Genomic DNA, 16,690 nt, shown 5'->3' with positions numbered 1-16,690 from the left:
TCACTCGACGACGACCGGCGCCATGAGCCGGAAGGCCTCCAGCTCGACGTCGTACCAGCGCCGCATCCGGCCCAGCGGGGTCATGCCCAGCCGCCGGCACACCGCCATCGACGGCTCGTTGCCGGGTCGGACGACGGCGTAGACCTCGGGGAGGCCGCGAACGAACGCCCGGTCGATCACCGCCCGCGCGGCCTCGGTGGCGTAGCCGTGACCCCACGAGTCGGGGTGCAGGTGCCACCCGACCTCCACCTCGCCCACCCCGTTCGGCAGCGGCTTGAGCAGCACCGTGCCCGCCGGGACGCCGTCGGGTCGCTCGATCGCCCAGCACAGGAACGTCTCGTCCTGGCGGTGCACCTCGGCCCAGCGCTCGACCAGCTCGGCCGGGGGCACCGACGGCGTCCCGCCCAGCCAGCGGGTCACCTCCTCCCGGCGGTAGACGTCGCGAAGCCGGGCCAGGTCCGCCGGGCCGGTGGTCCAGGGGCGCAGCCGCAGCCGCTCGGTGCGCAGCTCCTTCCCCTTGCCGCCCATCGGTCCTGCCTACCGTCGGGCGGGGCGCCCGGCCACCGGAGGGTCTCCCGCCGGAGCGGCCGAGTCGGCGTGATCTCCTACTCGTCGCCTCGCGGTCGGACGCGAGCGCGGGGACGAGAGGTGGACGCCACATGAGCCTGCTGCTCACCGACGTGCGGATCGGCGACCGCCCCGGGCGCGCCGTGCACGTCGTCGACGGCCGGATCGCCTGGACCGGTGCTGCCGCAGAGGCCCCGCGTGCCGATCACGCGGTCGCGGGGGAGGGGGCGCTGCTGACGCCTGCCTTCGTCGACGCGCACGTGCACGCCACGGCGACCGGTCTGGCGCTGACCGGTCTCGACCTGCACTCGAGCCCCAGCCTCGCCCATGCGATGGAGTCCATCCGAGCCCACGTCGCGACGGCGCCAGGCGGGATCGTCCTGGGCACCGGCTGGGACGAGACCGACTGGCCCGAGCAACGGGGCCCGACGCGCGCCGACGTCGACGCCGTGGCCGCCGGGCGCCCGGTCTACCTGGCCCGTGTCGACGTCCACTCGGCGACGGTCTCCACCGCGCTGCTCGACCTCGTCCCGGGCATCACCGGGCTCCCGGGGTTCTCGCCGGACGGACGGCTGCGCCTGGACGCCCACCACGCCGCCCGCCAGGCCGCCTACGGTGCGGTGGGGACCGCGCAGCGCCGCGCCGCACAGCGCGCCGCCCGGTCCGCGGCGGCCGCCCTGGGGATCGGCAGCCTGCACGAGATGGCCGGGCCGGAGGTCTCCTCCGCCGACGACCTGAGGGAGCTGCTGGCCCTGGCCGCCGAGGTGCCCGGCCCGCGCGTCGTGGGGTACTGGGGCGAGCTGTCCGAGCGCGGCGGCCTGGAGCTGGTCCGGGAACTCGGTCTCGCCGGCGCCGGGGGAGACCTGTTCTGCGACGGCGCCCTCGGCTCGCACACCGCCGCCCTGAGCGCTCCTTACAGTGACCGACCCGAGACGTCGGGCACCCTGCGGTTCGAGTCCGCCGCGCTGGTGGAGCACGTGCGCGCCTGCACGGCGGCGGGGATCCAGGCCGGCTTCCACGTCATCGGGGACGCCGCCGTCGAGCAGGTCCTGGACGCCGTCGGCGCCGTCGTCGCGGAGCTGGGCGTCGCGGCCGTCCGCGCCTGCCGTCACCGCCTCGAGCACCTGGAGATGCCCTCCGCCGCGGCCATCGACCGGATGCGGGACTGGCAGATGGTGGCCAGCGTGCAGCCGGCCTTCGACGCCACCTGGGGAGGCGATGCGGGCATGTACGCCGAGCGGCTCGGCGTCGAGCGGGCCCTGGCCACCAATCCGTTGGCCGAGCTCGCGGACGCGGGGGTCGCCCTGGCTCTCGGCAGCGATGCGCCGGTGACTCCGCTGGACCCCTGGGGGGCGGTGCACGCGGCCGTCGACCACCGGACGCCGGATTCCGGGTTGCGTCCCTTCGACGCCTTCGACGCCGCCACGCACGGCGGCTGGTTCGCCGTCCGCGCCGAGCACCCGGCCGGGCCGCTGGCCGTGGGAGCGCCCGCGGACCTCGCGCTGTGGGCCACCGACCAGGGGCTCTCCGGCGTCCTCGGCAACCGGATCCGACCCGGCTGCGCCGGTCTGCTCGTCGACGGCCGGGTGGTGACGGGCGCGGGGTGAGCGCCGTCGCTGTCAACGATCAGTAACGATTCGATCACACTGCGACGCACAGCTCGCCAGGGTCTCGATTCGGCGCGGGGCAGTTCTTACAGTCCCTGCAGTTCCTGACCGGGAGCACCGCACGCACGTTCCCCGGCAGGCGCGTCAGTCCCTCCGGCCGGCGCTCCCGATCTCGGGTGCGCTCCCGGGTCGCGGGGGGCCGGCGGGCCGCCGGTCGCGGCGTGTGCGGGCACCCCGGCGGAGCCCCCGTGGAGCCGCGCCATCAGACAACGGTCGCGCCGATCGCCGCCAGCGACCGGCCGTCCGGCCCGAAGGCGCGCCGATCGCGGAGGGCGACCGCCGGCGCCCCCGGGAGCAGGGGTCCGGTGGTTCGGACGGAAGGTCCCGGCGCACACGCGCTCGCCCACTCCGCCGGGATGGGATGCTGGGTCGGGGCCGCGGACACCGCGGCCCGGACCCCGCCCGAACGGGCGCGGGGACGTCCCGCCCCGGGTGGGCGGCTGCACCGGGGAGGCGCTGCGTGCCCGCAGGCGATGGCGGGCCGGGAACCTGGACGCTCGCGCGCCCGGCCGGCCCCAACGCTGCCGGGCGGCCCGTGCCGCCGGCGGGAGCTCCGGCCTCCCGCTGGTCGCGCGCCCCCTGGCGCACCGTCCTGGCTGCCTGCGGCGGGCTGGCGATGTTCCTGGCGTTCCCGGGATACGACCTCGCCGCCCTGGCGGTGCTGGGCCCGGCCGCGCTCGCCGTCGCCGTCCACGGGCGCAGCGTCCGCGCCGGTCTCTGGCTCGGGCTGGTCACCGGGCTCACCTTCTTCGTCCCCCTGCTCTCCTGGACCGGCATCTACGTCGGGGCCGTCCCGTGGCTGGCCCTCGCGGTCAGCCAGGCGCTGTTCGTCGCCGCGCTCGGGGGCCTGACCGCGCTCACGTCCCGGCTCCCCGCCTGGCCGCTGTGGGCCGCCGCCCTGTGGGTGGCCGTCGAGGCGGGCCGCGGCCGCTTCCCCTTCGGGGGGTTCCCCTGGGGCCGGCTGGGCCTCTCCCAGACCGAGGGCCCCTTCCTGGCGTTCGCCGCGTACGGCGGTGTCCCACTGGTCGGCTTCGCCGTCGCGCTCACCGGCACCCTGCTGGCGGCGGCGGCCCTCGCCCTCGCGCAGGGACGGAGCACGGCAGGGATCACGGCCCGGCACCGTCGCGGGGCGGCGGCCGCGCTGGCCGGCGCGCTGACGATCCCGCTGGTGGGCGGGTTGGCCTGGCTGCCGCTGGCCGGGGGCTCCCTCACCGCGGGCGGCCCCACCGCCACCGTCGCGGTGATCCAGGGCGACGTACCGCGCGCCGGCCTGGACTTCAACGCCCAGCGGCGGGCGGTGCTCGACAACCACGTCCAGCAGACGCTGCGCCTGGCCGGGGAGGTGGCCGCCGGCCGGCAGCCACCTCCCGACGTCGTCCTCTGGCCGGAGAACAGCTCGGACATCGATCCCTACCGCAACGCCGACGCCGCGGCGCAGATCCAGCGCGCGGCCGATGCGGTGGGTGCGCCGGTGCTGGTCGGCGCGGTCGTGAACGGCCCGGGGGAGTACATCAGCAACACCGCGATCGTCTGGACCCCCGAGGGCGGTCCCGGCGACACGTACGTCAAGCGGCATCCCGTTCCGTTCGCCGAGTACGTCCCGGCCCGCGACTTCTTCCGGTTCTTCAGCGACAAGGTCGACCTCGTCCGCCGGGACTTCGCCGCGGGGGACGAGGTGGGCGTCCTCGACATCGGTGGCGTGCGGCTCGGCGACCTCATCTGCTTCGAGGTGGTGTACGACGGCCTCGTGCGCGACGTCGTCGACGGTGGTGCGGGCATGCTCGTGGTTCAGACCAACAACGCCACGTTCGGCTACACCGACGAGAGCGCCCAGCAGCTGGCGATGAGCCGGGTGCGCGCGGTCGAGTTCGGCCGCACCGTCGCGGTGGCCGCGACCAGCGGCATCTCCGCGATCGTGGCGCCGGACGGCACCGTGGTGCGCTCCTCCGAGCTGTTCGAGCCCGCGGTGTTCGTGGCCGAGGTGGCCCAGCGGGACGGCCGGACGGTCGCCCAGCGGCTCGGTGCCGCGCCGGAGGTGCTCCTCACCGCCCTGGGGCTCGGCGCGGCGCTGTGCGCCGCCCTCCGGCGGCGTGCGGGGAGCCGGGCGTGAGCGAGCGCGTCCTGGTGGTCGTCCCGACCTACAACGAGGCGGAGAACCTCGAGCGGGTGCTCGGCAGGCTGCACGCCAGCGTCCCGGAGGCGCACGCCCTGGTCGTCGACGACGGCTCGCCCGACGGCACCGGGCGGATCGCCGACTCGCTGGCGGCGGCCGATCCCCGCGTCCACGTCCTGCACCGCGCCGCGAAGGCCGGCCTGGGACGTGCCTACGTCGCCGGGTTCCGCTGGGCCCAGGAGCGCGGTTACGACGTCCTGGTCGAGATGGACGCCGACGGCTCGCACCCGCCCGAGCAGCTGCCCGCCCTGCTCGCCGCCCTGGCCGACGCCGACCTCGTGCTGGGGTCCCGCTACGTCGACGGTGGCCGGGTCGAGGACTGGCCGCTGCACCGGCTGGTGCTGTCCCGCCTCGGGAACCGGTACACCCGGTGGGCGCTGCGGCTGCCGCTGCGCGACGCCACCGGGGGCTTCCGGGCGGCCCGCGCCGAGCTGATCGACCGGCTCCCGTTCGACGAGGTGGCGAGCGAGGGCTACTGCTTCCAGGTCGACTGGGCCTGGCGAGCCCTGCGATCAGGGGCCCGCGTCACCGAGGTGCCGATCACCTTCACCGAACGTGCGTTCGGCCGGAGCAAGATGAGCGGCTCGATCGTTGGAGAGGCGTGGGCGCGCGTGACCGTGTGGGGCGTGCAGGACCGGCTGGCCGACTGGCTGCCCGGACGCGTGCGGCCACCCGTGACCGGCGGGGGAGCGGGAACGGCACGACCTGGAGAGGGGAGGCGACGTGGCTGACGTGGTGCGTCGGAGACTGCGCACGGTGGTGGGGCTGACCGCGCTGGCGGAGCTGGTGGTCTTCGTGCTGGTCGCCGCCTGGATCGGCCTCGGGTGGACGATCCTCGCCACCCTCGTCACCAGTGCGCTCGGATGGGTGCTGCTGGCCAGCCAGGGCCGGCGGGCCCTCGCCGACCTGCGGCAGCGGGCGCGGTCACGCGAGGCCGCGGGCCGCGAGCTCGGTGACGCCGGGCTGGTCGCCGTCGGCGGTCTGCTGATGGTGCTGCCGGGCTTCCTCGGTGACCTGATCGGGCTGCTGTGCCTGCTGCCGGGCACCCGGGGGCTGGTGCGTGGCGCGCTCCGGCGGGTGGTGCTCGCCCGGCTGCCCGAGCACCTGCGTGGACCGGTGCGCGTGGGGAGCACCCGTACCGCCCCGGTAGACACCACCGAGTCCTACGGCCGTGGGGAGCCGCTCGTGATCGAGGGGGAGGTCCTGCGGGACCCCGACCAGAAGGCCTGACCCGCTCCCGGGGGCACCCGGCCCCGGACGCGGAACGGCCCCGGTGGATCTCTCCACCGGGGCCGTCCGGTCACTGCGGTAGGGCTGGGGTCAGCTGGCGCGTGTCCGCCGGCCCCGGAGCACCTCGAGGCGCTCGGCGAGGACCTCCTCGAGGTCCTCCACGCTGCGCCGCTCCAGGAGCATGTCCCAGTGCGTCCGCGGGGGCTTCACCTTCTTGGGCGCCGGCTCGGTCCCACCGACCAGCTTCGCCGCGGAACCGTCGAACTTGCACTCCCAGGTGTCGGGGAGCTCCGCGTCGTCGGCGAAGGGCACCGTGAACAGGTGGCCCGAGGCGCACCGGTACTCGGCGTACTGCCGCTCGATGGGCGCGGTGTTGCGCTCGGTCTCATAGCTGACGCTGCCCAGTCGGCTGCCGCGCAGGGAACGCTCACCCATGGCACACCGTCCTCTCGTGCTCGTGTCGGTCGGGACTCGACGTCCGGTGGCCAGGGCAGTACCCAGGCGACCGGGGAGTCAGAGAGATGAACGACCGAAAAGGCGGAGAGATTCCGCCGAATCGGCTGCTCATCATCGCATGGGGTGGGATCCGGGGCGCGGGCGCCCCCCACAGGGGTGAGGAGCCGCCGTTCAGGGCAGGGCGAGCTGGCCCGGCCCGGCGGCGGTGGGGCCCAGCTCGCCGCGCACGTAGTGCCGCCGGCAGAGCACCTGGTACCGGACGGCGGGGGCGCCGGCGCCCTCCCCGGGCAGCTCGGGGGGAGCGGTGTCGGCGACGACGACGGTCGCGCCGGAGCGGACCATGACGCCGTCGACGACCCGGGCGTTGAGCAGCCCCGGGAGACCGCACCAGCAGAGCACCTCCACCTGGATGCGCTGCACCTCGTCGGCCAGCTCCAGCAGGCGCCGGGTGCCGGGGAACAGCTGCGCGCGGAAGTCGGTGGTGAGCCCGAAGGCGTAGACGTCGACGTGCGACTCGTCGACCAGCTCGGCCAGCTGGTCCACCTGGGCGGGGAGGAGGAACTGCGCCTCGTCGACGATCAGGTAGTCGACCCGGTGGCCGTCGGCCCAGCGCGTGCGGACGAGCAGCCGCAGGTCGGTGCCCGCGTGCACTTCCATCGCCGCCCGGCAGAGCCCGACGCGGGAGCTGATCCGCGGAGCCGCGGACCGGTCGCCCTGGGTGACCAGCAACCCGTGCCGGCCCTGCCGGCTGTGGTTGTGGTCGACCTGCAGCGCCAGCGTGGACTTCCCGCAGTCCATGGGGCCGTGGAAGAACCGCAGATGGGCCGGTGCGGGGTGGCGTCGCCGGTCGCCGGAGGCGGGCACCATCGGCGGCGGGGGAGCGGGCCGCTCGCCGTCGGGCGCGGTCACAGCTTCTCCGGCGGCGTGTTGCCGGCGGCGACGACAGCGCGGCGCATCGGCAGCGCGGCCAGCGCGACGAACCCGGCCACGAAGAAGATCACCAGGCTGACGATGGCCAGCCGGTAGGAGCCGGTCAGCTGGTAGGTGAGGCCGAACGCGAGCGGCCCGAGCCAGCTGGTGCCGCGGTCGCTGATCTCGTAGAAGCCGAAGTACTCCGCCTCCTTGCCCGCCGGGATGAGCTGGCTGAACAAGGAGCGGGAGAGGGCCTGGGTGCCGCCCTGCACGAGCCCGATGACGGCGGCGAGGGCGTAGAACTGGGCGACCGCGCCGGTCTGCAGGGAGAACGCGGCGAACAGCACACCGATCCAGGCCACCAGGGCGCCCAGGACGACCCGCTTGGCGCCGTAGCGACCGGCCAGGCGGCCGAGGCCCAGCGCGCCGAAGATCGCCACCACCTGGACCATCAGGATCGCGCCGGTGAGCACGTCCTGCGCCAGGTCCAGCTCCTCGGTGGCGTAGGTGGCCGACAGGGAGATGACCGTCTGCACGCCGTCGTTGAACAGCAGGTAGGCACCGAGGAACCACAGCGTCAGCGGGAAGGCCCGCATCTCGCGGAAGGTGGTGGCCAGCTGGCGGAAGCTGCTGCTGGACCGGCCTGCGGAGGGCGCGACCGGGCGGTTGCGCAGGCGGGACACCGAGAACAGCGTGAAGGCCCCCCACCACAGCCCCGCCGTCGCCAGGCAGATACGCACGGCCTCACCGGTCGTCAGCCCCAGGTCCTCGGCCGCGACGACCAGGCCCAGGTGGACCGCCAGCAGCAGCGCCCCGCCGACGTAGCCGAACGCCCAGCCCTTGCTGGAGACGGCGTCGCGCTCGTCGGGTCCGGCCAGCTCCGGCAGCCACGAGTAGTAGACGACCGTGGCCGCGCCGAACGCGATGTTGGCGAGGACGAACAGACCCGCGCCCAGCAGCCACCGGCCGTCGCCGGCGAAGAACAGGCCGGTCGTCGCGAGCGCCCCGAGGATCGCCAGCCCGGTGAGCATCTCCCGCTTGCGGCCGGTGCGGTCGGCGACGGCGCCGGCGAGGGGCAGCACGAGCACCTGCAGGACGACCGACGCCGACAGCACGTAGGAGAACCAGCTGCCGGCCGCGAGCGACAGCCCGAGGAAGGAGAGCCGCTCGTCCGGGCCCGCGGCGTCCCGCGCGATCGCGGTCAGGTACGGGCCGAGGAAGACGGTCGTCACCGAGGTGTTGAAGACCGACATCGCCCAGTCGTAGGAGTACCAGCCGAACCGCTCGCGCCGGAGGGCGGGATCGGTCGACGGCACCGACGGGTCGGCGGCGGGGACGGCGGTGGTCACCGCGGCAGGGTGCCAGGCAGGTGGCGGCCGGTCCAGCACCGGCCCGCGCCGGTCACGGGATGTCCTCCGGCACGACACCGCCGGGAAAAGCGGCGACGGCGGTCGTGGGCCGTGTCGGGTCGACGAACGCGGGGCCGTCGAGCTCGTCGGACCGCAGTGGGCGCAGGCCCCGGGTGAGCGCAGCGGCGATGCGGGTGCGCGCCCGGTTGGCGTCTCCCACGCGGCCCATCTCCAGGTCGTCGAAGACGACCGGCGGGCCGACGTGCACCCGCAACGCGGGACGGCGCAGCACGGCCCGCAGCAGGGTGCGCAGCTTGCCGAGGTCGTTGCCGTACTGGAGCACCTCGTGCGCACCCCACTGGCTCACCGGGAGCACGGGCACCCGCAGGCCCAGTGCGAGCCGCGCCATTCCGGTGCGGCCCCGTTCGGGCCAGAGGTCCGGCGCCAGGCCCACCCGGCCTTCGGGATAGGCGACGACGTGGCCTCCGTGCACCAGGGCCACCTCGGTGACGCGGACGGCGTGGCGGGCCAGCTCGGTGCCCCGCTCCACCCGGATGGCGCCGGTCCGTTCCAGCAGCGGGCCGGCGACCGGCGCGGAGACGATGCCCCCGGTGGCCATGATCCGGGGGGAGACGCCCAGCCGGTGCAGGGCGACGGCGATGACGAAGGGATCGAAGTCGCCGATGTGGTTGGCGGCCAGCAGCAAGGGCCCCCGCCGCAGCTCCTCGGGGATCTCGCCGGTGACCTCCACGCGGCCGAAGACGCTCACCAGCCACGAGAAGCGACGCAGCACGAACCGCCAGAACCACCACGGCGGGGCGACGGCGATGGCCAGCTCCCGGGCGAACCACTCGGGGTCGTCGGGCCGGACGAGGGCCGCGAGGTCCTCCGGCAGCGGGGGCGTGCGCGGACGCCAGTCCCGGAGCCACGTCACGACGGTGGCGCCCACTGGCCGCGCTTCTCCAGCACCTCGCGCAGCATCGCCGGCCGATCGGTCATGATGCCGTCGACCCCGAGGTCGAGCAGGGCCGCGGCCTCATCGGGGTCGTCGACGATCCACACGTGCACCTGCAGACCGCGCGCGTGGGCGGCGGCGAGGAAGCGCTCGTCCACCAGGGCGCGGCCGCCGAGATGCAGGGGCACCTGCGCGCAGCCGGCCGGGATGCGCACCAGCCCGGCGGCGCGGGGGGAGTAGGAGGACAACCGCAGCGCCGCGACCCCCCGGGGCCCCAGCGAGGTGCAGAGCATCGGTCCGAAGAGCCGCCGGGCCGCGGCGACGCGGGCGTCGGAGAACGAGCCCAGGCAGATGCGGTCGAGCACCTTCATGCGCCGCACCAGGCGCACGAGCGGGGCCAGCACGCCGGCGGCCTTGATGTCGAGGTTGAACCGGACGTCGGGCCACGCGCCCAGCAGGTCCTCGAGGCGCACGATCGGCTCCCGGCCGCCGATGCGGGCCTCGGAAACTTGTGCCCAGGTCAGGCCGTCGAGGCGGCCGCTGCGGTCGGTGACCCGCTCCAGCGTGGGATCGTGGAAGGCGACGAGGACGCCGTCGGCCGTCACCTGCACGTCCGTCTCGAGGTACCGGTAGCCCAGGTCCACGCAGGCCTGGAAGGCCGGCATGCTGTTCTCCAGGTGCTCGATCGCTCCACCGCGGTGCGCCATGGCCAACGGCGTCGGCGCGTCGAGGAAGGCGAAGCGCGCGGCAGGCACGTCGTCCACGCTAGTGGCACCGGTCGGCGCACCTGCGAGGCCCCGTCGACACGGTCGGAGGCCGTGGTCGACCAGCCTCCGGCCACAGGTCGGCAGCCCTTCCACGCCTGTTCTGGCGTGTCATGCAGGACTGTCGTCAGCGGCGTCTAGCGTGCGCAGGCGTGGCACAGCAGCACGCGTCCGGCAGCACCGCATCCCTTCCCGTCGCACCACTCCCCAGCCGGGGGAGCGGTGAGGAACGCCGGTGCGGCTGGTGCCGCCGGGTTCTCCCGCAGCAGGGGTCGGTCGGGCGGCCGCGGCTGTACTGCGGCCAGGCCTGCCGCCAGCGCGCCTACGAGCAGCGCTCGGCGACCGCGAAGGCAGGATTGCCCGGCGACGTCGTACTGGTGTCACGGGCGGAGCTGGACGGGCTGCAGGACCGGCTGTTCCAGCTGCGCTGCGCCCTGGAAGACGTGCAGACGCTGCTGCAGGAGCGGCCGACCAAGGCCGAGCTGGAGCGTTCCCTGGCCGACCTCGTCCACTCGACGGGCCGGCTGGACCGGCTCTGGGTCACCGAACGCTCCAGCTGACCGGCACCTCAGTCGCCCTGCGTGTCGTCGTCGGTGTTCTGGTCGGTCTCCGGGTTGCTGACGTCCGGCAGGTTCTCCCGGTCGGCGTCCTCGGGGTCGACCGTCTCCACGACCTCGTCGGTGCTGCCGTCATTGCGATCCAGCCCGGCCGGATCCCCGCACGCGGTCAGCGTCGCAGCTCCGCCGAAGAGCGCCAGCGAAGTCAGCAGTGCGGCGAACGGTCGTCGGATTCTCATGTGCCCGACCCTACGAAGCCCGACGGTGGTCCGCCTGTCGAACGACCGACACCACAGTGAATACGTCACTGTGACGTAACGATGCTGGTGTCAGCGGACGGGGAGGGTGGCCGGGGAGGACCGGATGCCGGGGGTCGCGGACGGGCCGCACGAACGCTCGACGGGCGGCGCACGTCCCGAGCCAAGATCAATTTCGGGGGAGTCGGACGAGCCGGAGGTCGGAGGTGCCCGCAAGTGCGCACAGGCAGCCGGCTGCCGACCCAGCCGCGGGGTCGTGAGGCGGGACGTCGGCAACGGGCACCCGAGCGGCGTCCCGACATCGGCCTCCGACATCGGCCTCCGACATCGGCCTCGGGCGTCAAAAGCCGCGGCGGCGACGCCTGCGGTGGACGGTCATCACGCCGGCCGACCTGGGCGATTCCCGACAGGTGTCAGCCCCTTCTCGCGCCCCGTTCTATCGCGCCGATAATCGACGTTATGTCAACTAACTGAGGGACTGTTGCAACGGATGCAGGACCAGCTCCGCCAGGTGGTGGGCGCGACGCCGTACAGCGTCCCAGCACCGACGAGCCCGTGACCGTCGTAGCGTTCACCGTCATGAGCACCGCCTCCGCCTCGCAGAACCTCGACCACGTCACTGCCGTCGCGACCCGCTATATCGAGCAGCACCTCGGAGACGATCTGCTGCAGTGGAGCGAGGTCATCGACCACCTCAAGGCGCGCGGCTACACGGCCGAGGCCACCCCGGCAGTCCTCCGCGCCGTCCTGGACCTCGAACGCACCGGTGTGATGTGCTTCGCCCACGCCCCCGAGCGCATGCGCCACCCCCGCCCCGGCGACGCCGCACCCGCACCCCTCCATGAGGTCGCCGCCGCCGTCCTGTCTCTGCAGTGGCCCTGCACCCGCAACGACCGCCCGGGCGGCAGCCGGTCCATCTGGGAGACCTTCGAGGAGCTCGACGGCCGCTACCGGCACTGCGACGTCTACGAGGCCATGCACACCCTGCTGAAAGGTCACGAACTCAAGAGCAGCCGCGTGTTCTGGCAGCGGACCGACCTGCCGTCACGCTTCGACACGGCTGGCCGCTTCGCTCAACGGGCTGAAGCCATCGCCGTGCAACCACCGGCTTCACCCGCCCGCCAGCAGCTCGAAGCGGACCTCGTCGCCGCGTATGTCGCGACACTCCCTCACCGCTACCTCCGAGAGCACCCCATCGGTGAACTGCGAGCCGACGTGTACGAGCCAACGGTCCGGCGCGTCGTGGAGGCGAAAGCCGCCGCCGATGTCGTCACCGTCGCTCACGCATGGGCTCAGGCAGCCGCCTACCGGTACGCAGCGAACACCTCCGCCCTCGATGACCGGACCACCGTCGAGTCCATCGCGGTCCTCCTCCCGGCCGCACCCACCGGGACCGCCCGCAGCTTCCTCGAGCATGTCGCCGCAGACTGCTTCGAGGTCGAGCTCATCTACCCCCACGGCGAGACGTTCCGGCACGAGCAACTCACCTGACCTGAGCGCCGGCAACGGCCAGGTCAGGGTGCGCGAGCCGCTCCCTGCATGACGGGGACCGCCCACCGGACATGGGCGGCGGCAATGCCACCATCACCATCCTGTCGCCGCACTCGGCTCCGTGGACCACCAACGCCGACCGAGCTCCGCCGGCAAGGTCACGGGCCGACGCCTCGGAATGCCGCGAGCGCCCCCCTCGGGCATCTCGTCGAAGTCGTCCGCGATCCTCATCCGGCCCCGCAGCGAGCCCGGTACGCGCCGAACCGCCCGGGTGCCGGCCGCGACCAGGCGGGCAACCGGTTTGCCGGCGCGCGTGATGACGACGTCCTCCCCTGCCCCGACCGCTTCCAGCAGCCGACAGGTGTGTCGTCGCCTCGTGGACGCGCACGGTTCTCGCCACGGATCCAGTGTCAGGGCCCAATCAACGACGGCCCCCCCGCCGCGCGGGCACAGATCCGCCTCGCCACCAGGGTGGCCAGTGTTGCCGTCGAGGAAACTTTGCCCTACTGTTTCCCATATGGAAACTCCTAGCGGCCGATCACCGTCCCCCGAGGAAGCCCGCGAGACGCTCGCCCAGCTGGCGCGCGACCAGGACGCGGTGCGGTATCCGCCGATCCCCCGTTGGTTCTTCGTGGTGATGGCGGCGGTCGTCGCCGGGGTCGCCCTCGCCCAGCTGCTGCCCCCGAAGACCGCCGCCTTCGCGGTCCTCCCCCTCGTGGTCATCAGCGGCCTGCTCGCCCACCGGTACTGGTTCAACCCGGAGGGGGTGTCCGGCGCCTCGGTGCAGCCGGCCGACATGGTCGGGTACCTGGCCGTCGTCCTGGGCACGTTCGTGGCCTGCTGGCTGGTGGAGGCCTTCACCGACGCCTGGTGGATCTGGTTCCCGGGCGCCGCGGTCGTCGCCGGCGCCGTCCTCGTCACCGGGTACCGCTACGGCCGCGAGTACGGGCATGAGCGCTGACGCCCCGGCCTTCGACGAGGTCATCCACGCGCCGCACCGGCTGCGCATCTGCGCGATGCTCAGCGCCGCCCAGAAGGTCGAGTTCACCGTGCTGCAGGAGAAGCTGGGCATCTCGAAGTCGGCGCTCAGCAAGCACCTGAGCCAGCTTGCCGACGCTGGTTACGTCACACAGGAAAAAGCTGTCCGCGATGCCCGCAGCCGGCTCTGGCTGGCACTGACCAGCGAGGGCAGCCGCGCCTACCGCGGTCACGTCCGTGCGCTGCAGGAGATCGTCGCCTCCGACCCCGGCTGAGCCGGCGCCCGTCGCCCGTCGCGGCGCCCGGATCGCCGATGAGTTCGGTGGACCACGCGGGTCTTCCCTGAGCACGCCGGTGACAGACGATGGGAGGCCCGGGTGAGCACGTTCGCACTGGTGCACGGAGCCGGTGACGACGGGTGGTACTGGCACCTGGTCGAGTCCGACCTCCGCCGGCGCGGCCACCACGCGGTCGCACCGGACCTCCCGGCCGGCGACGACTCCCTGACGCTCGACGACTACGCCGATGCGGTCGTCGAGGCGGTCGGCGCCGCCCCCGACCTCGTGGTGGTGGGTCACTCGTTCGGCGGGTTCACCGCTCCCCTGGTGGCTGCCCGCCTCCGGGCCAGGGCGCTGGTCCTGGTGGCCGCGATGGTCCCGGCACCGGGTGAGGCACCCGACGAGTGGTGGATCAGCAGCGGCTATGCCGAGGCGGCACGTGCCCAGGCGGCCCGCGACGGGGGCCGCACCGGCAGCGACGACCCGTACGTCGCCTATTACCACGACGTGCCCCGGTCGCTGGCCGAGGAGGCGATCAGCAGGGAGCGCGCGCACCCCTCCACCGCCGCGTGCGCGCAGCCGTGGCCGCTCGAGGCGTGGCCGGACGTGCCGACCACCGTCGTCGTCTGCACGCAGGACCGGCTCTTCCCGGCCGGCTTCCTGCGTCGCCTGGCGGCCGTGCGCCTCGGGGTGCGCCCCGTCGAGATCGACGCCGGCCACTGCGTGGCGTTGAGCCGGCCAGGCCCGCTCGCCGACGTGCTGGCCGGCGCCGGCTGACCTCACCGGGTCGGCGCGTCCACCACCAGGCCGAGCCACCGCGCGAGCTCCCCGATCTCGGCCCGCACCGCGTTGCGCACGGCCGCGGTGAACGGCACGTCCTCGTGGACGCCGTGCACCACCAGCCGGCCACCGGCGCGATCGGCGGTGGCGTCGAGCTTCCCGACCAGCCGGTCGTGGTGCAGGACGGGGAGCGCGAAGTAGCCCCACCGGCGCTTGGCCCGCGGCTTGTACATCTCCAGCTGGTACTCGAAGCCGAAGAGCTCCAGCGCGCGCCGACGGTCGTGCACCAGGCGGTCGAACGGTGACAGCAGCGCGGTCCGCCCCGCGAACGGCTGCCCGACCGCGGCGGGGTCGACCCGCCACGTCCCGGCCACCCCCTCGATGGTCGCGGACTCCCCTGCGTCGCGGACGTCGACCGGCTCGCCCGGTACCGACGCCCCCTTCTCCCGGGCGAGGCCCAGGGCGCGCAGCCGCCGCTCGTCGCGGATGCGGCGGGCCTCCTCCAGCGGCACAGCGGTGAGACCGGCCGGGTAGACCCGCTCGGCGACGTCCCACAGGCGCTGCCGGCCGCGCCGCCCCGCGATCGCGACCTCGCCGCGCATCATCAGGAACTCGAGCATCTGGGTGACGTTGCGGTCGTGGGTCCAGCCCGTGGACGCCCACGGCACCGAGCTCGTGTCGGGGATGTCCCGGGAGAGCAGCGGCCCGGACGAGCGCAGTCGCCCGACGACGTCGCGCCGGAACGACTCGTTGGCCTGGAGCCACGCACGCGGCGCCTCCCTGCTCGGCCAGCGGGCCATGCCCGCCAGCAGCAGCGCGATGTCCTCCATCGGCCGGACCAGTGCGTTGTGCTCCACGAGGCTGCGGTCCTCGAGGGCCCGGGTCAGCTGGGCCGGGAGGTAGCTGCTCCCGAGCCGGCTCCAGGCGACCAGGTCGGCGCTGGGAGCGATCGCCGCTGTGGGGTCGACCTGGAGCAGCGTCAGGTGCCGGACCGTCGCCAGCAGGCTCTCGGGTCGGTGGCCGTCCAGCAGCTGGGCGCGCACGGCGATCGCGCGCGCCTCGTCCCGGTCCAGCCTGTGCGCCGACATCTGCCGAACCGTAGCGGCGGCCGCCCGCGGACGGGGACGATGATCGGACCATGCCGCGCACCTGGACCCACGTCGGCCGCTGCTGGACCGACGGCGAACCCTTCCTCGCCCTCGACAGCGACCTGCTGCCGCACTGGCGCGGCCTCAGCGAGCAGGGGTACGAGGCGCTGGTGCCGCAGCTGGACTACCAGCTCACCGGCATCCGGCTGGGTGGGAGCACCGCGGCGCTGGTGCTGACAGACCCCGAGGTCGGCGACGAGGGCTGGCTGGAGGTGTTCCGCGCCGACGACGGCAGCATCGCCGTCGTCCAGGCGACCGCGGGCGACTACCGGGAGGCCCTGGACGCCGCGCTGGCCTTCCCCGAGGCCCACGACCAGGTCGGCGACGTGGTGTCCGTCCCAAGCGGCCGGCTCGCCTTCATCAGCGCGGCGCTGGACGGCACGGGCGAGGACGGCGCCTTCCTGCTGCCCGAGTCCCCCGGCCCGACGCCGGACTCCGGCGAGCTGGCCGCCGGCGCCGCCACCGACGCGAGCCCCCTGCTGGTCGTGCCGCCGGGAGCCTTCCGGCTGTCGGTGCGTTGGCGGACGGAGCTGCACGCGGACGCGGCGTTCGCCCGCTGGCTGCTCATCCGGGAGGGCTGACCGCTCAGTTCTCGCGCCGGCGGCGGTCCACCCAGCACCACCGCCGACCACGCACCCCGGGAGCCCGCATGTCCCCCACCGTCCGCCCGATCGTCGTCACGCCCGATCTCGAACGGCTGCGGTCCTTCTACGTCGGTCTCCTCGACGCGGAGGAGACCGACCGTTTCCCGGAGGAGGGGCCGCTGTACTACCTAGGTCTGCGGGTAGGGAGCTCGGAGCTGGGCCTCACCGCCGACTCCGGCGTCGCGGCCGGCACCCCCGGGCGGGTGCTGCTGAGCATCGAGGTCCCCGACGTCGACCGCGTCCTCCCCCGGGTCGCGGAGCTCGGCGGCGCGGCGCCGCACGGGTCGAACGACATGCCGTGGGGGCAGCGCGTCGCGCACGTCACCGACCCGGACGGCAACGCCGTCAACCTGACCCAACAACTCTGAGGCGGGGGGGGGGGGGGGGGGGGGGGGGGGGGGGGGGGGGGGGGGGGGGGGGGGGGGGGGGGGGGGGGGGGGGGGGGCGGGGGGGGGGGGCCGTCGACACCACACCACTCCAAAGG

Annotated in this window: 20 protein-coding genes; 11 read left to right on the top strand and 9 right to left on the bottom strand. The window is 74.2% G+C overall.

Going from position 1 to position 16,690, the window contains the following annotated elements; genetic code table 11:
- Positions 1-528 (bottom strand): GNAT family N-acetyltransferase, encoded by a 528-nt coding sequence (locus tag ACI79Q_RS00100; protein WP_456587827.1) that lies wholly within the window; start codon positions 526-528, stop codon positions 1-3.
- A 131-nt stretch (positions 529-659) separates the two neighbouring features.
- Here ACI79Q_RS00100 and ACI79Q_RS00095 point away from each other — a divergent pair, with 131 nt between their 5' ends.
- From ACI79Q_RS00095 to ACI79Q_RS00080, 4 genes are all read left to right on the top strand, one after another.
- Positions 660-2,174, top strand: a complete 1,515-nt coding sequence (locus ACI79Q_RS00095) for an amidohydrolase (protein ID WP_456613890.1) — start codon at positions 660-662, stop codon at positions 2,172-2,174.
- 520 nt (positions 2,175-2,694) lie between these two features.
- Positions 2,695-4,344, top strand: a complete 1,650-nt coding sequence (gene lnt, locus ACI79Q_RS00090) for an apolipoprotein N-acyltransferase (protein ID WP_456613889.1) — start codon at positions 2,695-2,697, stop codon at positions 4,342-4,344.
- Positions 4,341-5,138: a polyprenol monophosphomannose synthase gene (locus tag ACI79Q_RS00085; RefSeq protein WP_456587824.1), complete on the top strand. Its 798-nt coding sequence runs from the start codon at positions 4,341-4,343 to the stop codon at positions 5,136-5,138. Before lnt ends, ACI79Q_RS00085 begins: the two co-directional genes overlap by 4 nt.
- Positions 5,131-5,637, top strand: coding sequence for an FxsA family protein (locus tag ACI79Q_RS00080; protein ID WP_456587823.1), 507 nt, complete (start codon positions 5,131-5,133; stop codon positions 5,635-5,637). Before ACI79Q_RS00085 ends, ACI79Q_RS00080 begins: the two co-directional genes overlap by 8 nt.
- A 90-nt stretch (positions 5,638-5,727) precedes the next feature.
- On the opposite strand, the gene ACI79Q_RS00075 is transcribed toward ACI79Q_RS00080, so the two are convergent.
- From ACI79Q_RS00075 to ACI79Q_RS00055, 5 genes are all read right to left on the bottom strand, one after another.
- Positions 5,728-6,072: an RNA polymerase-binding protein RbpA gene (locus tag ACI79Q_RS00075; protein WP_456587822.1), complete on the bottom strand. Its 345-nt coding sequence runs from the start codon at positions 6,070-6,072 to the stop codon at positions 5,728-5,730.
- Positions 6,073-6,264: 192 nt separating this feature from the next.
- Complete coding sequence (locus ACI79Q_RS00070) at positions 6,265-7,002, bottom strand: thymidine kinase (protein ID WP_456587821.1); 738 nt, start codon at positions 7,000-7,002, stop codon at positions 6,265-6,267.
- Positions 6,999-8,354: an MFS transporter gene (locus tag ACI79Q_RS00065; protein ID WP_456587820.1), complete on the bottom strand. Its 1,356-nt coding sequence runs from the start codon at positions 8,352-8,354 to the stop codon at positions 6,999-7,001. The genes ACI79Q_RS00070 and ACI79Q_RS00065 overlap by 4 nt, the downstream gene beginning before the upstream one ends.
- Before the next feature lie 52 nt (positions 8,355-8,406).
- Complete coding sequence (locus tag ACI79Q_RS00060; protein ID WP_456587819.1) at positions 8,407-9,303, bottom strand: lysophospholipid acyltransferase family protein; 897 nt, start codon at positions 9,301-9,303, stop codon at positions 8,407-8,409.
- Positions 9,285-10,064: a glycerophosphodiester phosphodiesterase gene (locus ACI79Q_RS00055; protein WP_456587818.1), complete on the bottom strand. Its 780-nt coding sequence runs from the start codon at positions 10,062-10,064 to the stop codon at positions 9,285-9,287. The genes ACI79Q_RS00060 and ACI79Q_RS00055 overlap by 19 nt, the downstream gene beginning before the upstream one ends.
- 161 nt (positions 10,065-10,225) lie before the next feature.
- Here ACI79Q_RS00055 and ACI79Q_RS00050 point away from each other — a divergent pair, with 161 nt between their 5' ends.
- Positions 10,226-10,633 carry a hypothetical protein gene (locus ACI79Q_RS00050; protein ID WP_456587817.1) on the top strand — a complete coding sequence of 136 codons (408 nt, stop codon included), beginning with the start codon at positions 10,226-10,228 and terminating at the stop codon, positions 10,631-10,633.
- Positions 10,634-10,641: 8 nt separating this feature from the next.
- Here ACI79Q_RS00050 and ACI79Q_RS00045 read toward each other — a convergent pair whose 3' ends face one another.
- Positions 10,642-10,869, bottom strand: a complete 228-nt coding sequence (locus tag ACI79Q_RS00045) for a hypothetical protein (RefSeq protein ID WP_456587816.1) — start codon at positions 10,867-10,869, stop codon at positions 10,642-10,644.
- Positions 10,870-11,466: 597 nt separating this feature from the next.
- On the opposite strand from ACI79Q_RS00045, the gene ACI79Q_RS00040 reads away from it, so the two are divergent.
- Positions 11,467-12,378 carry a hypothetical protein gene (locus ACI79Q_RS00040; RefSeq protein ID WP_456613888.1) on the top strand — a complete coding sequence of 304 codons (912 nt, stop codon included), beginning with the start codon at positions 11,467-11,469 and terminating at the stop codon, positions 12,376-12,378.
- Between the two features lie 93 nt (positions 12,379-12,471).
- Here the strand turns inward: ACI79Q_RS00040 and ACI79Q_RS00035 are convergent, their stop codons facing one another.
- Positions 12,472-12,729, bottom strand: a complete 258-nt coding sequence (locus tag ACI79Q_RS00035; RefSeq protein WP_456614017.1) for a type II toxin-antitoxin system Phd/YefM family antitoxin — start codon at positions 12,727-12,729, stop codon at positions 12,472-12,474.
- Positions 12,730-12,895: 166 nt separating this feature from the next.
- Between ACI79Q_RS00035 and ACI79Q_RS00030 the strand changes: the two genes are divergently transcribed.
- The 3 genes from ACI79Q_RS00030 (at position 12,896) to ACI79Q_RS00020 (ending at position 14,411) form a co-directional block, all read left to right on the top strand.
- Positions 12,896-13,339 (top strand): hypothetical protein, encoded by a 444-nt coding sequence (locus ACI79Q_RS00030; protein ID WP_456595668.1) that lies wholly within the window; start codon positions 12,896-12,898, stop codon positions 13,337-13,339.
- Entirely contained in the window at positions 13,329-13,631 is a 303-nt protein-coding gene (locus tag ACI79Q_RS00025) for a transcriptional regulator (protein ID WP_456591295.1), read from the top strand. Before ACI79Q_RS00030 ends, ACI79Q_RS00025 begins: the two co-directional genes overlap by 11 nt.
- A gap of 102 nt (positions 13,632-13,733) precedes the next feature.
- Entirely contained in the window at positions 13,734-14,411 is a 678-nt protein-coding gene (locus ACI79Q_RS00020; protein WP_456600614.1) for an alpha/beta fold hydrolase, read from the top strand.
- A gap of 2 nt (positions 14,412-14,413) precedes the next feature.
- Here ACI79Q_RS00020 and ACI79Q_RS00015 read toward each other — a convergent pair whose 3' ends face one another.
- Positions 14,414-15,502 carry a DNA glycosylase AlkZ-like family protein gene (locus ACI79Q_RS00015; protein WP_456591297.1) on the bottom strand — a complete coding sequence of 363 codons (1,089 nt, stop codon included), beginning with the start codon at positions 15,500-15,502 and terminating at the stop codon, positions 14,414-14,416.
- Between the two features lie 50 nt (positions 15,503-15,552).
- On the opposite strand from ACI79Q_RS00015, the gene ACI79Q_RS00010 reads away from it, so the two are divergent.
- Both ACI79Q_RS00010 and ACI79Q_RS00005 read left to right on the top strand, forming a co-directional pair.
- Positions 15,553-16,143 (top strand): hypothetical protein, encoded by a 591-nt coding sequence (locus ACI79Q_RS00010; protein ID WP_456591298.1) that lies wholly within the window; start codon positions 15,553-15,555, stop codon positions 16,141-16,143.
- Between the two features lie 68 nt (positions 16,144-16,211).
- Positions 16,212-16,574 (top strand): VOC family protein, encoded by a 363-nt coding sequence (locus ACI79Q_RS00005; RefSeq protein WP_456613887.1) that lies wholly within the window; start codon positions 16,212-16,214, stop codon positions 16,572-16,574.
- Positions 16,575-16,690 lie beyond the last annotated feature (116 nt).

It is taken from the genome of Blastococcus sp. SYSU DS0828 (assembly GCF_054050975.1).
This window is presented reverse-complemented; position numbering and strand designations above follow the sequence as displayed.